Consider the following 12,973-nt stretch of genomic DNA (forward strand, 5'->3'; position numbering starts at 1 on the left):
GCGTGTTTCGGCCTGGTAAAAAGTGCGCCGTTCCGGCCCTCGACACTGTCGCCGGGGGCCGTCGTACACCTACTGTATACACACGGTATCGCCGTGGCACCACCCCTCCGACCGATCCCCACCGAACTCGACAGGACAGCCCATGACCACCGATCCCCAGGCCCCCGGTCCGACCTCCGGGCCCGAGTCCACGCCCGGAACCGCAGCCGACGCCGCAGTCGACACGGCGCCGGTCAGCCGCCGCTCGCTCGCGAAGGCGTTCACCGCCTCGCTGACCGGCACCTCCCTCGAGTGGTACGACTTCGCCGTCTACTCCGCGGCGTCGGCCGTCGTCTTCCCCGTCGTGTTCTTCCCGGCGAGCGACCCCTACACGGCGACCATCCTCGCGTTCTCGACCTACGCCGTCGGCTACGTCTCACGACCGGTCGGCGGGTTCGTGTTCGGTCGACTCGGCGACAAGATCGGCCGGAAGCCCGTGCTCGTCACGACCCTGCTGATCATCGGCCTCGCGACCTTCCTGATCGGCCTGCTGCCGAGCTACGCGACGATCGGGCTCGCAGCGCCCATCCTGCTCGTCCTGCTGCGCTTCGCCCAGGGCGTCGGCGTGGGCGGCGAATGGGGCGGTGCGGTGCTGCTGTCGAGCGAGTTCGGGGATCCGAGGAGGCGCGGCTTCTGGTCGTCCGCCGCCCAGGTCGGTCCCCCGGCCGGCAACCTCCTCGCCAACGGCGCGCTCGCGGTGCTCACGGCCGTGCTCACCGAGGAGGCGTTCCTCGACTGGGGCTGGCGCGTCGCGTTCCTGGCGTCGGCGGTGCTCGTCGGCTTCGGCCTCTGGATCCGCCTCAAGCTGGAGGACACCCCGGTCTTCCAGGCTCTGGAGGCGCGGGGCGACGCTCCGGCCGCTCCCGTCCGCGAGGTGTTCACCACGCAGCTGCGCCCCCTGATCGCCGCCATCCTCAGCCGCATCGGACCCGACGTCACCTACGCCCTCTTCACCGTCTTCACCTTGACCTACGGCACGGTCACCCTCGGTCTCGAGCGCAGCCAGGTGCTCGTCGCCGTGCTGATCGGCTCGGCGTTCCAGCTCGCCTGCATCCCCCTCGCCGGCGCGCTCTCCGATCGCATCAACCGTCGACTGCTCTACGCCGTCGCCGCCGTGGGTGCGGCGATCTGGGCCTACGTCTTCTTCGCCATCACCGACGGGTCGTCGACGGTCGTGCTGACCATCGGCATCGTGCTGGCCCTCGTCTTCCACTCGTTCATGTACGGACCGCAGGCGGCCTTCATCGTCGAGCAGTTCTCACCGCGACTGCGCTCGACGGGCAGCTCGCTGGCGTACACGATCGCCGGCGTCTTCGGCGGCGCCATCGCTCCGCTGATGTTCACCATCATCTTCGAGGAGACGGGCAGCGGGCTCGGTGTGGCGATCTACCTCACCGTGGCCGTCGCACTGACCCTCGTGGGGCTGGCGCTCGGTCGCGACTCGAACGTGCAGGAGGACGCCGACTACCTGGCCGACGCCCCGGCCACGGACGGGGTCGACGCGACCCGCGCCTCCTCGGGGACGACGTCGTCGAGCGACTGACGCTCGTCGAGCGACTGACGCCCGTCGACCCGGGTGACGCCGTGCCGTCAGCTGCGGAGGAGCAGGTCGAGCGTCACCCCGAGGTGACGGTCGATCGCGTCTCGCGCGGCCTCGGCGTCGCCCGACTCGAGAGCGGCCACGATCTCGTCGTGCTCGGCGCACACCCGCTCCTGCCGGTCGGTCCGACGGAAGAGGGCCTCGACGCCGACCATGACCTGCCGGGCGCGGAGCTTCTCGTAGCTGCGCGACATGAGGTCGTTGCCGGCGGCGTCGACGAGCAGCTGGTGGAACTCGCGATCGTGCTCGATGAACCGCTGGCCGCTCTCGCGGGGGTCGACGTCCTTCAGCTCGTGCTGCCGCGCGAGGACGGCGCGCATCGCCGCGAGGGGCACGCGCCCGGCGGCGAGGGTCGTGGTGGCGGCGTGACGCTCGAGCACGCCGCGCAGCTCCATCAGCTCGGCGATCTCGCGGCCGCTGATCACGGGGACCCGCACGCCGCGCTTGGGGATCATCTGCACCAGCCCGTCGGAGGCGAGCAGCAGCAGCGCCTCACGGACCGGGGTGCGCGAGACGCCCACCCGCTCGGCGATGTCCTGCTCGCTGAGGAACGCCCCCTGCATGGCGGGGTCGACGAGCACCTGCGAGTAGAGGTACTCGTAGGCCCGGTCGCGACCCGAGGCCGCGGGGACGGGCGATTCCGGGCTCATCTGCATACCATACGTATACACCACCGATCGGAGAAACCATGCGCATCGCGCTCGCCCAGATCATCAGCTCGGCCGACCCCCGGGCGAACCTCGCCGAGATCACGAGGACGACGGAGGCGGCGGTCGCCCAGGGCGCCGAGCTGGTCGTGTTCCCCGAGGCCGCCATGTGCGCCTTCGGCAACGACCTCGGCGCGATCGCCGAGCCGCTCGACGGGCCGTGGGCCACGGGGGTGCGGGCGCTGGCCCGGCGCCTCGGCACCACGATCGTGGCGGGTGCCTTCACACCGGGGTCGGGCGGGCGGGTGCGCAACACCCTGCTCGTCGCCGGACCGACCGCCGACACCGACGACTCGTACGACAAGATGCACCTGTTCGACGCCTTCGGCTACGCCGAGTCGGACTCGGTCGAGGGCGGCGAGCGCGCCGTGACCGTCACGGTCGGCGACACCCTCGTCGGCCTGGCGACGTGCTACGACATCCGCTTCCCGTCGCTGTTCGTGGCGAACGCGGCGGCGGGCGCGCAGCTGAGCGTCGTGTGCGCGTCGTGGGGTGCGGGGCCGGGCAAGGTCGAGCAGTGGGAGCTGCTCGCACGCGCCCGGGCGGTCGACACGACGACGGTGGTGGTCGCCGTGGGGCAGGGCGACCCGGCGTCGCAGGGCGTCGAGACGGCGGGGTCGGCACCGACCGGCGTCGGGCACAGCATGGTGGTGTCGCCGTTCGGGGTGGTGCTGCACGAGCTGGGGGCCGAGCCCGAGCTGGTCGTCGTCGACGTCGACCTCGCGTCCGTCGATGCCGCGCGCGGGTCGCTGCCGGTGCTGGCGAATCAGCGGTTCGCGGTGGGTGCGTTGCGCGACTGAGGGGCGCCGCGCCTCCTCGGCTCTCAGAGGCGCAGCGCCTCGTGCGGCTCGATGCGGCTCGCCCGCCAGGCGGCCACGAGCCCGCCCGCTGCCCCGACGACGACACCGCCGATCAGCGCCGCGGGGGCGAGTCTCAGATCGAACACGGGGATCCACTGCCGCGCGACGGTCATGACGAGCACGGCGGCGAGTCCCAGAGCGAGACCGAGCAAGCCGCCGAGGGCGCCGATCACGACCGACTCGGCGAGCACGAGCCCGGCGATGTGACTCGGGCGGGCGCCGAGCGCCCGGCGCAGACCGAACTCCTTGCGGCGCTCGAGCACGGCGAGCACCATCGAGTTGCCGAGACCCGCCACGGCGGCGAGCAGAGCCACCCCGGTGAAGGCGAGCAGGGTCGACTCGACGTCCGATTCGATCTCGGCGCGGAGCGTGGTCGGGTCGATCGGCGCATCGACCCGGAACGTCTCGGCGGCGACGGGGTCGATGGCGAGCGGCGCCTGTCGGGCGACCTGCTGAGCCGCGCCCGCACCGGTCCGGATCAGCACGGATGTCTGAGAGGGGGTCTCGACTCCTGGCAGGGAGTGCGCACCGGTCGTCACGGCTCCGACGAGGCTCGGCACGCGCGGCGACTCGTCGACGATGCCGACGACGGCGACCTCGGTGTCGCCCAGGGTGATGACGGGCGCCGCGGCGAGCGGACCGAGGGGCAGCTGGGCGGCGAGACCACGGCCGATCAGCACCTCCCGGTCGCCGAGCGTCGGGCCGTGACGGGCGAGCCACTCGACGTCGACGCGGGCGGCCGCGAGGAGGCTCCCCTCGATGCTCACGACCGGCGCCTGCAGGGCGTCGCGCACGGCGGTCGCCCGGACGACGGCCGACCCGCGCTCGTGCAGCGCCCCGACCGACTCCACACCGCTGAGCTCCGCCACACGGGCGAGCCTGCCGTCCACATCGGCCGCGGCCTCGGGACTCCCGAACGGAGCGACGACCGCGCCCGCGCCGATCGCCCCCGGGGCCTCCCCCTCGTCCGTCGGATCCACCGGGGAGTCCCACGAGACGCCGACGTCGCGGTTCGTGTGCAGATCGAAGGTGTCGCCGACCTGGGCGCCGGCCGACACCGAGAGCCCGAGGCTGGCGACGGCGAGCGCCACCGCCACGGCGACGGCGGCCACGAGCCCCGCGGTCTTGCCGAGCCGCGACGTGACGGAGCGCACGGCGTCGTCCGCGAGGTCTCGGAACCGCAGGCGTGACGGGCGACCCGGTCTCTCGGGTCGGTGACCCGCGCCTCCTCCGCCTGCCGATCGGGGAGCCGAGGAGGCGCGGGTCGGCTCCGTGACGACCGTCGCGTCGGCAGGGCCTCCCGTCCCGAGCGCGGAGGCCACGGCGATCTCGTTCGTCGCGACCGACTCGATGCGCCCGTCGCGGAGGTGCGCCACCCGGTCGGCCGCGCGGGCGACGGTCGGGTCGTGCGTGACCAGCACGACCGTGGTGCCTTCGTCGCGGAGGGCGAGAAGGGTCTCGACGACCGAAGCGCCGTTCTCGGAGTCGAGGTTGCCGGTGGGTTCGTCGGCGACGACGACGGGTGTGCCGGCGGCGAGGGCCCGAGCGATGGCCACGCGCTGCCGCTGCCCGCCGGAGAGCTTCGCGGCGAGCTGGTCGCCGAGCCCGTCGAGGCCCACCTGCTCGAGGGCTCGATCGGCGAGGACGCGGCGCCGGTCGGCAGGCACCGCGCGATACAGGAGGCCCAGTTCGACGCTGTCGCGGACCGGGCGGTGGTCGAGCAGATGGAAGCCCTGGAACACGAATCCGAAGGTCTCGGACCGCGTCTCGGCGAGCCGACGCGAGGTGGATCCGCCGATGTCGTCACCGGCGATCGTGTACGTGCCCGTGGTGGGGTGGTCGAGCAGTCCGATGGTGTTGAGCAGTGTCGACTTGCCGCCCCCGGAGGGGCCCATGATGGCGAAGAACTCGCCCGCCTCGATGTCGAGGGTGACGTCGTCGAGGGCCGTGACCTCGACCGCGCCCGAGAACGTGCGTCCCACCCCGTGGAGCTGCAGCAGCGCCATCAGTCGACCCGCACCCGGTCGCCCTCGGCGAGGTCGCCGGGGTCCGTCGGCTCGACGGCGCTCTCACCGTCGAGCTGGCCGGTCTCGACGACGGGGATGCGACGGAACGTCCCGCCGTCCTGTTCGACGAGGAGGTGCGCCTCACCTGATCCGCCGCCGGCGACCGCGACCGTGGGGACGATGAGACTCCCGGTCTGCACGGTCTCGATGTCGAGGGCGACGAGGCCCTCGGCCCCGAGCAGGTCGGGCACGAGCTCGCCGTTCGCCGCGTCGAGGATCACGCGGGACTCGGCGTCGTCGTCGCCCCCGGGCACCACGGTCTCGAGCGTGATCGGAGTGGTCGCGCCGTCGGCCGCGGTGAAGGTGCCGATGGAGCCCTCGATCAGGGTCTCGGCGATGAGCACGGGAACATCGGCGGCGATGCGCAGACGGCCGGACTCCAGGCGGAGCTCGACCTCCGACCCGGCGGCGGTTCCGACCGCGGGCGTCTCGGCCGCGACGGCCGGGAGGGTCGGCACGACGACGAACTCGGCCGGTGAAGCGACCACTCGTCGCGTGACGGGGCGGTCGGAGGTCGGGTCGGTGTCGCTCACGTCGGCCGCGGAGGAGGCGGAGGGGGCGGCGCTCGGGGAGGGTGCGGGCGCAGGGGTGCCTGCCGGTGCGGACTGAGCGCCTGTCGCGTCGACGGCCGCGTCCGTGTCGGGGGTGGCGTCCGTGCCGGGGACGCCGCGGTCCTCCTCGATGTCGACCTCGGTAGGAGGCGCGTGTCCGGTTCGCGAGTAGAGCGCCGCCAGGGATCGTTCGGTACCGGCGCCGAACACACCGTCGACGGTCGTGGGGATGCCGGCGTCGCGCAGGGCCGCCTGCAGTTGTCGCACGTCGGGGCCCGTGTGGTCTCGACGGAGTTCGCGGTAGAAGGGGAAGCCGCCGGTGACGGCGAAGACCGGGCGACCGTTGACCTCGGTGACGACCTGGCCCGCGGTGACGGGGGCGCCCGACGACGTGGGCTTCCCGGTCACGTAGGCCGGCTCGGCGGCGGGGGAGGGCAGCGCGACGGACATGAGGCCGGTGCGACCCACCGTCGCCTGGAAGGTGATGCGGCGTGTGAGGTCGCCGACTCGGACCTCGCTCGTCACCGGGAGCGGTGACGGGGCGGTCGCGGCCGCCTCGCGCTGGGCGGGCGACTCGAACGCGTGGGCAAGCCCCCAGCCGCCGGCGAGGAGCGCGACGATCGCCACGCTCCCGCCGACGGCGAGGGTCTTGCGGGACCGGATGAGGGTCATCCTTCACCTCTCATCACGAGGGGGCGCGCGGAGCTCATCGGGCCTCGGGCGCGTTCTCCGCGAGATAGGCCTCGGCGCGAGCTCGTTGCTCTTCGAGTTGATGGCCGTACCGCACGAGGTCGTCCGCATGCGACTTCATGGCTTCCGCCTGCGCATGCCACTCCGCGTCGTACAGCGCCCTGGCATAACCAGAGGAGTCCTGACACGTCGCATCGGCGACCGCCACCCGGCGCTCCTCCGCGGAGACGTCGAACTCGTCGCCGACCGAGTACGGCGCGTCGATGGCCGGGCCACCACCGTCATCGACAGATGCGGGTGGCATCTCCTCGGGCACGGCCGGAAGGTCGGGGAGCCCGACCTCCGCCATGCATTCGCGCCATCGAGAGGCCGCCTCTCCGACCTCCGGAGACTCTTGCGCATCACCAGAAGCGCCACCCGCGATCTCCATCGCCAGGTCGTAGACCTGCCAACTCGGTTCGTCATCCAGGACCGCCGTGCTCTGATCGAAGCAACTCTCGGCGGCTTCCGGCGCCTGGTCAGCCACAGCCCGTCTGGATCTCTCGCCATCGAGCCAAGCCTGTTCAGCTTCCGGCGATCTCGCGATCTCGCCAGAGTTCCCGTAACCAAACGTTTCGCCGAGCTCGACTGAGAAGAGCTTGCGGCCCGCAGCGTTCCAGGACTCGCCGGTCGTGGTACCCGGAGGGTCGAGACGGACCACCCACTCGTGCCCAGCCTCCGCCATGCACTTGTGGACGAACACCTGCTGGGCGTCATACTCGACGTTTAACAGCGGTGGCATGTACTGGTCGAGCGGGAGTCGCCACTGGGACTGGTTCTTTGCGGGCAGGTCGAGGTCCGTGCGCTGGGCAGCATCGGTCGCACACCCCGCGAGGGCCGCCGACACGACTGCCGCCGCGGGGACGATCAGAACGAATCGTGAACGTCCCCTCACGGCGAGACAGCGTTCTCTGCGAGGTACCTCTCGGCGAGAGCGCGCTGCTCTTCAGCCTGCTGCCCGAACCGCTCCAGATCGTCGATTCGGGAGTCCATGGCTTCTACCTGGGCGTCCCATTCGGCGTCGTAGAAGGTCGTCGTGTAGCCGGTGGAGTCTCGGCAGCTGGCATCGGCGACAGCGACGCGACGCACCTCGGTGGGCACATCGAGTTCGTCACCACTCCGGAACGGAGCATCGATGGCATCTCCGCCGTCACCCATGTCGACCGACGCCGGGGGCATCTCCTCGGGCACCTCCGGCAGATCAGGCAGGCCGACATCCCTCATGCACGCCCGCCAGTCCCCTGCGGCTTCGCGGACCTCGAGCGCCTGCTCTGCTTCGGCGTAAGCGAGGTTGCCGATCTGTTGAGCCAAGTCGTACGCAGAACCGTCCGCGACACCGAGAATCGGAGCAGTCTCTTCGAAGCACGCGTCGACCGCCTCAGGGTGCTGTTGCGAGACTGCGCGGTTCGCGCGATCCGCGTCCATTCGAGCCTGGGCCTGATCGAGCATTGGAGAGTTTCCGTAGCCGAATTTCTCGGCGAGCCCGACGGAGAAGAGTTTGCGGCCGGCGTCGCTCCAGGAATCTTGTGGAATCGCTCCATCCTCATTCAGTACGACGCGCCACTCGTATCCGGCCTTCGCAAGGCATGATGCGACGATGACCTGCTCTGCATCGAAGACAGGATCCACAAGAGGCCACTGGTACTGGTCGAGAGGCAGGACCCACCTCTGTTCGTTCTTCTCGGGCAGCGTCAGTTGAGACTCATTCACCGAGGCAGTCGAGCAAGAAGACACGAAGACGACTGAGACGGCTATGATTCCGACCCCGAGTGCACGTGAGAGCCCTCCGCGGAGGCTCTCCATCAGCAGTAAGCCCTGAAGCACGCAGAAGAGATCTGATCATTCAGGCCCTTGGCACTGAAATTGACTCCCTTGCCTTTATCAGCATGGATGTACGGACCCGTGTAATTCGCATGCTTGTACCAACGAGCCGCCATCCCGGACTGCCCGTTGTTGAATCCGGACGAACCCGCGTCATTGGTCCGCGTATGGAAGGTCCGCGCCCAGTAACCGACACTCTCGAAGTTTCTGACGTATTCATAGAAGTTGATGTTGCCGCCACCGTAGTTATTGTTCTCGTAGGTGCAGCCCAGTCCGCGGACGGGGCATCCAGCCGGGGCGGCCGATGCGGGCGCGGGGGTCATCACGGCGACGGAGCCCAGAACGAGACTCGCGGTCACGAGCAGGGTCGACAGCGTTTGGCGTGGCAGGATCATGAATAACACCTCGAATGAACCGCGAGCGCAGCGAGAGCCGCTGCGGTTCGTCAGTCGGCTTCCGAGGCCGCACGGTGGGTGCGACGTGCGAAATGCTACCGACTGTTATGCCTTGAGGTCAAGACCTGGCCGACCCGCTCCTCCTGAGGGTTGAGACGGCGTCGCTCGATTAGTCACGACATGCCGCGCTCCTCCTGAAGGGCACGGCGCGTCGTGACTCATCGACGCGGCGGGCTAGGGCGCGCTGGGCGACTCCACCGTCACGGCCCCGCTGACGATGTCGGCGCGGAGGGCGTCGAGCTCGCCGTTCAGCTCCGCCGGCACCGACGACTCCAGGTCGTGGAACGACGCCAGCCCGACGCCGTCGTTGTCGAGCGTGCCGATGTACGGCTCGTTCGTGAACGACCCGTCCGCCGACGAGATCGCGATGTCCTGGACGGCCTGCTCGGTGTCCTTGATGACCGAGGTCAGCAGGATGGGCCGGTACTCGGCGGGCAGCGTGTCGTACCCGTCGTTGTCGACCCAGACCACCGACACGTCGCCGGCGTCGAGCGCGGCCGACGCGGCCCCCTCGCCTACCTGACCGGCCACCGGCATGATGACGTCGGCGCCCTGGTCGATCAGCGCCTGCGCCAGCTGCTTGCCCTTGTTGACGTCTTCGAAGTCGCCCGTGAACGAGCCGTCCTGCGCGGCCTTGTCCCAGCCGAGCAGCTTCACCGTCGTGCCGTGAGCCTCGTTGTAGGCGTCGACGCCGTCCGAGAAGCCGTCCATGAACAGCGTGACCGGGGGCTGGTTGCCGCCGCCGAACGTCGCCACGGTGCCGGTCTTCGAGACGCCCGCGGCGAGATAGCCCGCGAGGTACGACGCCTGCGCCGTGTCGAACACGATCGGCTTGACGTTCTCGCCCTCGACGGTCTCGTCGACGATGGCGAAGTCGATGTCGGGGTTCGCCGCCGCCTGCTCCTCCGTCGCCGGAGCGAGCTCGTAACCCACGGTCAGCACGAAGCCGCACCCCGAGGCGACGGCCTGCGCGACGTTCGGCGCCAGGTCGGTCTCGTTGGTCGAGACGAGCACCTCGGCCGCGATGCCGTCCTCCTTCTCGGCCTTCTGCAGCCCGGCCCAGCTCGACTGGTTGAACGAGCGGTCGTCGAGGCCACCCGAGTTCGTGACCATGCGCGAGCAGTGCGTCGAGTCGGTCGACGCCGGGTCGACGGAGGGCTCGGGGGCCGAGGCGCATGCGGCGAGCGCCAGCAGGGCGACGGCCGACAGAGCCGCGGAGCCGAGGAGGCGCGGGTGGCGGAGACGGGACGACGGACGATTCGTGCGGGCAGACACGGCGGTGACCTCCTGGTCGGGCGAGAGGAGCTCTCGAGACGAGGCACCCGATCGGCGAGCGGCCCTCCGATGATCATGGCAGCAGCCCTCGCCGGGGTCGACCTCCCGGCGACGCTGTTACGAGATCGTCGCCGAGCCCCGCCCGGCGGCGTGCACGAGCAGCGCCACCTGCACCCGGTTGTCGACCTCGAGCTTCTCGTAGACGTGCCCGACGTGCGTCTTGATCGTGGCGATGCTGACGAACAGGTCGGCAGCGATCTGCGCGTTCGTCGCACCGCGGGCCACCGCGAGGGCGACCTCGGCCTCGCGGTCGGTCAGCCGGTCGAAGCGCTCGCGCTCGACCCGGCCGACCGTCGGCGCCTGCGCGTGCGCCTGCGCCTCGGCGCCGATCCGGCCGGCGGCGACCCCGATCACCCGGTCGAGCACCGACGGCGACAGGATCGAGCGCCCCGACGCGACGGTCCGCACGGCCTGCACGAGCTCGTGCGGCGGGGTGTCCTTCACCAGGAACCCGCGGGCGCCGAGCCGCAGAGCCGAGAGCACGAGCTCGTCGGCGTCGAAGGTGGTGAGCACGAGGACGGCGAGGTCGGGTCGCCTCGCGAGCTCTCGCTCGGTGGCGACGAGACCGTCGCAACGCGGCATCCGGATGTCCATCAGCACGACGTCGGGCTCGGTCCGATCGATCACCGCTTCGGCCTCGAGACCGTCGGAGGCCTCACCGACCACCTCGATGCCCTGGTCGCCGCCGAGCAGGAGGCGCAGACCGGTGCGGACGAGGGTCTCGTCGTCGACGATCACGACGCGGACCGGTGCGGTGGCGGAGGAGGCGGGGGTCAGCTCCACGGGAGCACCGCCTCGACGACGTGCCGCCCGTGCCCGTCGGGCCCCGCCTGGAACGTGCCGCCGACCAGCCGCACGCGCTCCGCCAGACCGGTGAGACCGTGCCCCGGCGCCGATGCGCGGTGCTCGATCGACGGGTTGCCGACGACGATGCGGAGGGTTCCGCCGGCCGCACCCGTGAAGGCGATGTCGACCGGTTGAGCCGGGGCGTGCCTCCTCGCGTTCGTCAGCGACTCCTGCACGATGCGGTACGCGTGCCGACTCAGCGAGGTCGGCAGATCGACCAGGACGCTCGTCGTCCGGTCGTCGATGGTGCAGGCGACGACGGCGCCCGCCGCCCGGGCCTCGTCGAGCAGACCCGACAGGTCGGCGAGGGTCGGTTGAGGAGGCGCGATCTGCGTGACCTCGGACTCCCCCGTGGTCGACGGGTCGCGCAGCACCCCGAGCACGTCGCGCAGCTCGCTGAGGGCTGACTGCGCGTTGTCGCGGACGACGCCCGCCGTCTCGACGACCTCGTCGGGGCTCAGATCGCGACCCCGGTACTCGAGGGCACCGGCGTGGAGGGCCACGAGCGAGAGACGGTGACCGAGGACGTCATGCATCTCACGGGCGATCCGGGCGCGTTCGTGGTCGCGGACCCGCTCCTCCCGGAGGGCCTGCTCGTGCTCGGCGAGCACCGCCCGGTCGCGCAACGAGGCGATCAGGTCGCGACGGCTGCCGATGGCGGCGCCGACGGCCACGACGAGGGCGTAGAGGACGACGCCGCTGAGCAGCAGCTGCCAGGCGGGCAGGGAGTCGCCCATCGCGGGGAACATCACCGACTCCGAGAACCAGCCCGCGGCGAGGTACACGAGCCCGACGGTCGCCAGCTCGCGAGCGCGGCGACGGGTCGCGAGCGAGACGAGGCCGAGGACGGCGGCACCGGTCGCGAGGGTCGAGACGCCCCCGCAGAGCGCCAGGATCAGCGCGATGACGAAAGGTGCGCGATGCCGGAACGCGACGAGCACCAGGGTGGCGACACCGACGGCGAGATCGCCCATCATGCCGAGCCCGAGCCGGGCGTCGCTCCAGTCGGCGGTGGCCGTCTCGGGCCAGACGAGCGCGAAGGCCAGGAGGCCCACCAGCGTCGCGAGGCCGAGTCTCCAGGTCTCGGCCCAGACGCGCCGTGCCCGGGACAGGTGCGCGCGGCCGGGCCCCGCACCGGTCGCGGGACGCCGCGGCGGGGCCGGCGAGACGGGCGCCGGGGCCGGCGGCGCCGCCGGGAGCGACGGCGCGACCGGCGCCGCGTGGGGGGTCGATGCCGAGGAGGTCATGCCCCGAGCCTAAGGAGGGCGCCCGGCCCGCCGGATCGCCCGAAGGTCGGAGTTCGCGCGTGGGCGGCTCGACGGCACCGGCCCCTGCGTGGCACCGCGGACCGACCGCGGAACCACGGGATCGCGCGTGCGCGGGATCCGGCGGGGCGACGGCCGTTTCGCGGCGTCCGACCGGACGACGGGCCGTGCGCGACGGGCCGTGCGCGACACTGGACGGATGGACACCCTCCCGCTGCTGCTCGGTCGCTGGCGCGTCGAACGCCGCATCGTCGACCGGCTCGTGGGCGACGAGACCGTCTTTACCGGCACCGCGACCGTCGAGCCGGCGCGCGCCGCACCCGATCGACCCGCCTCGTACGTCGAGGAGGGGGAGGTCGTGCGGGGCTCGCACCGCGCCTCCGCGGCTCGTCGGCTCACGTATCACCCGCGGGCGGACGGGTCGCTCGACGTCCGGTTCGCCGACGGTCGGCACTTCGTCGACCTCGACCTGCGGACCGGAGCCTGGGAGGCGCGGCACCCGTGCGCCCCCGACGACTACCTCGTCGAGACGCGCGTTCTGACGCCCACGTCGTTCGTCGAGCGGTGGACGGTGCGCGGCCCCGCCAAGTCGTACGACGCCGAGACGACGTACACGCGCGCTGGCTGACGCCGGCAGCCGTCGCGCACGCTCGAGGGTGGGCAGAACCCGCCCCTCGCGGCGCCGAGAAGGGCGACTTC

12 protein-coding genes are annotated in these 12,973 nt (G+C 71.4%); 3 read left to right on the forward strand and 9 right to left on the reverse strand.

Annotation, left to right across the window (positions count from 1 at the left end):
* Positions 1-142 precede the first annotated feature (142 nt).
* Entirely contained in the window at positions 143-1,582 is a 1,440-nt protein-coding gene (locus SOM13_RS10475; RefSeq protein ID WP_320479682.1) for an MFS transporter, read from the forward strand.
* Positions 1,583-1,629: 47 nt separating this feature from the next.
* Here the strand turns inward: SOM13_RS10475 and SOM13_RS10480 are convergent, their stop codons facing one another.
* Entirely contained in the window at positions 1,630-2,289 is a 660-nt protein-coding gene (locus SOM13_RS10480; protein WP_243215439.1) for a GntR family transcriptional regulator, read from the reverse strand.
* Between the two features lie 38 nt (positions 2,290-2,327).
* Between SOM13_RS10480 and SOM13_RS10485 the strand changes: the two genes are divergently transcribed.
* Positions 2,328-3,146, forward strand: coding sequence for a carbon-nitrogen hydrolase family protein (locus SOM13_RS10485; protein ID WP_320479683.1), 819 nt, complete (start codon positions 2,328-2,330; stop codon positions 3,144-3,146).
* A 23-nt stretch (positions 3,147-3,169) separates the two neighbouring features.
* On the opposite strand, the gene SOM13_RS10490 is transcribed toward SOM13_RS10485, so the two are convergent.
* The 8 genes from SOM13_RS10490 to SOM13_RS10525 all read right to left on the reverse strand — a co-directional run bounded on the left by SOM13_RS10490 (position 3,170) and on the right by SOM13_RS10525 (position 12,256).
* A complete protein-coding gene (locus SOM13_RS10490) occupies positions 3,170-5,212 on the reverse strand; it encodes an ATP-binding cassette domain-containing protein (protein ID WP_320479684.1) in 2,043 nt (680 codons plus the stop codon).
* Positions 5,212-6,495, reverse strand: a complete 1,284-nt coding sequence (locus SOM13_RS10495; RefSeq protein ID WP_320479685.1) for a peptidoglycan-binding domain-containing protein — start codon at positions 6,493-6,495, stop codon at positions 5,212-5,214. Before SOM13_RS10495 ends, SOM13_RS10490 begins: the two co-directional genes overlap by 1 nt.
* Before the next feature lie 34 nt (positions 6,496-6,529).
* Entirely contained in the window at positions 6,530-7,399 is an 870-nt protein-coding gene (locus SOM13_RS10500) for a hypothetical protein (RefSeq protein ID WP_243215435.1), read from the reverse strand.
* A 44-nt stretch (positions 7,400-7,443) separates the two neighbouring features.
* Positions 7,444-8,355: a hypothetical protein gene (locus SOM13_RS10505; protein WP_192061461.1), complete on the reverse strand. Its 912-nt coding sequence runs from the start codon at positions 8,353-8,355 to the stop codon at positions 7,444-7,446.
* Positions 8,355-8,768, reverse strand: coding sequence for a peptidase inhibitor family I36 protein (locus SOM13_RS10510; protein ID WP_192061462.1), 414 nt, complete (start codon positions 8,766-8,768; stop codon positions 8,355-8,357). Before SOM13_RS10510 ends, SOM13_RS10505 begins: the two co-directional genes overlap by 1 nt.
* Positions 8,769-9,002: 234 nt before the next feature.
* Positions 9,003-10,103, reverse strand: coding sequence for a BMP family ABC transporter substrate-binding protein (locus SOM13_RS10515; protein ID WP_320479686.1), 1,101 nt, complete (start codon positions 10,101-10,103; stop codon positions 9,003-9,005).
* Between the two features lie 117 nt (positions 10,104-10,220).
* Complete coding sequence (locus tag SOM13_RS10520; protein WP_320479687.1) at positions 10,221-10,946, reverse strand: response regulator transcription factor; 726 nt, start codon at positions 10,944-10,946, stop codon at positions 10,221-10,223.
* Positions 10,937-12,256 (reverse strand): sensor histidine kinase, encoded by a 1,320-nt coding sequence (locus tag SOM13_RS10525; RefSeq protein WP_320479688.1) that lies wholly within the window; start codon positions 12,254-12,256, stop codon positions 10,937-10,939. The genes SOM13_RS10520 and SOM13_RS10525 overlap by 10 nt, the downstream gene beginning before the upstream one ends.
* Before the next feature lie 217 nt (positions 12,257-12,473).
* Between SOM13_RS10525 and SOM13_RS10530 the strand changes: the two genes are divergently transcribed.
* Entirely contained in the window at positions 12,474-12,902 is a 429-nt protein-coding gene (locus SOM13_RS10530; RefSeq protein WP_320479689.1) for a DUF6314 family protein, read from the forward strand.
* Positions 12,903-12,973 lie beyond the last annotated feature (71 nt).

Source organism: Frigoribacterium sp. CFBP9030, from assembly GCF_034045195.1.
Classification (GTDB): Bacteria; Actinomycetota; Actinomycetes; order Actinomycetales; family Microbacteriaceae; genus Frigoribacterium.

Coding starts and splice junctions, on each gene's coding strand:
- SOM13_RS10475 (WP_320479682.1), top strand. CDS start 143: ATGACCACCGATCCCCAGGCCCCCGGTCCGACCTCCGGGCCCGAGTCC.
- SOM13_RS10480 (WP_243215439.1), bottom strand. CDS start 2,289: ATGAGCCCGGAATCGCCCGTCCCCGCGGCCTCGGGTCGCGACCGGGCC.
- SOM13_RS10485 (WP_320479683.1), top strand. CDS start 2,328: ATGCGCATCGCGCTCGCCCAGATCATCAGCTCGGCCGACCCCCGGGCG.
- SOM13_RS10490 (WP_320479684.1), bottom strand. CDS start 5,212: ATGGCGCTGCTGCAGCTCCACGGGGTGGGACGCACGTTCTCGGGCGCG.
- SOM13_RS10495 (WP_320479685.1), bottom strand. CDS start 6,495: ATGACCCTCATCCGGTCCCGCAAGACCCTCGCCGTCGGCGGGAGCGTG.
- SOM13_RS10505 (WP_192061461.1), bottom strand. CDS start 8,355: ATGGAGAGCCTCCGCGGAGGGCTCTCACGTGCACTCGGGGTCGGAATC.
- SOM13_RS10510 (WP_192061462.1), bottom strand. CDS start 8,768: ATGATCCTGCCACGCCAAACGCTGTCGACCCTGCTCGTGACCGCGAGT.
- SOM13_RS10525 (WP_320479688.1), bottom strand. CDS start 12,256: ATGACCTCCTCGGCATCGACCCCCCACGCGGCGCCGGTCGCGCCGTCG.
- SOM13_RS10530 (WP_320479689.1), top strand. CDS start 12,474: ATGGACACCCTCCCGCTGCTGCTCGGTCGCTGGCGCGTCGAACGCCGC.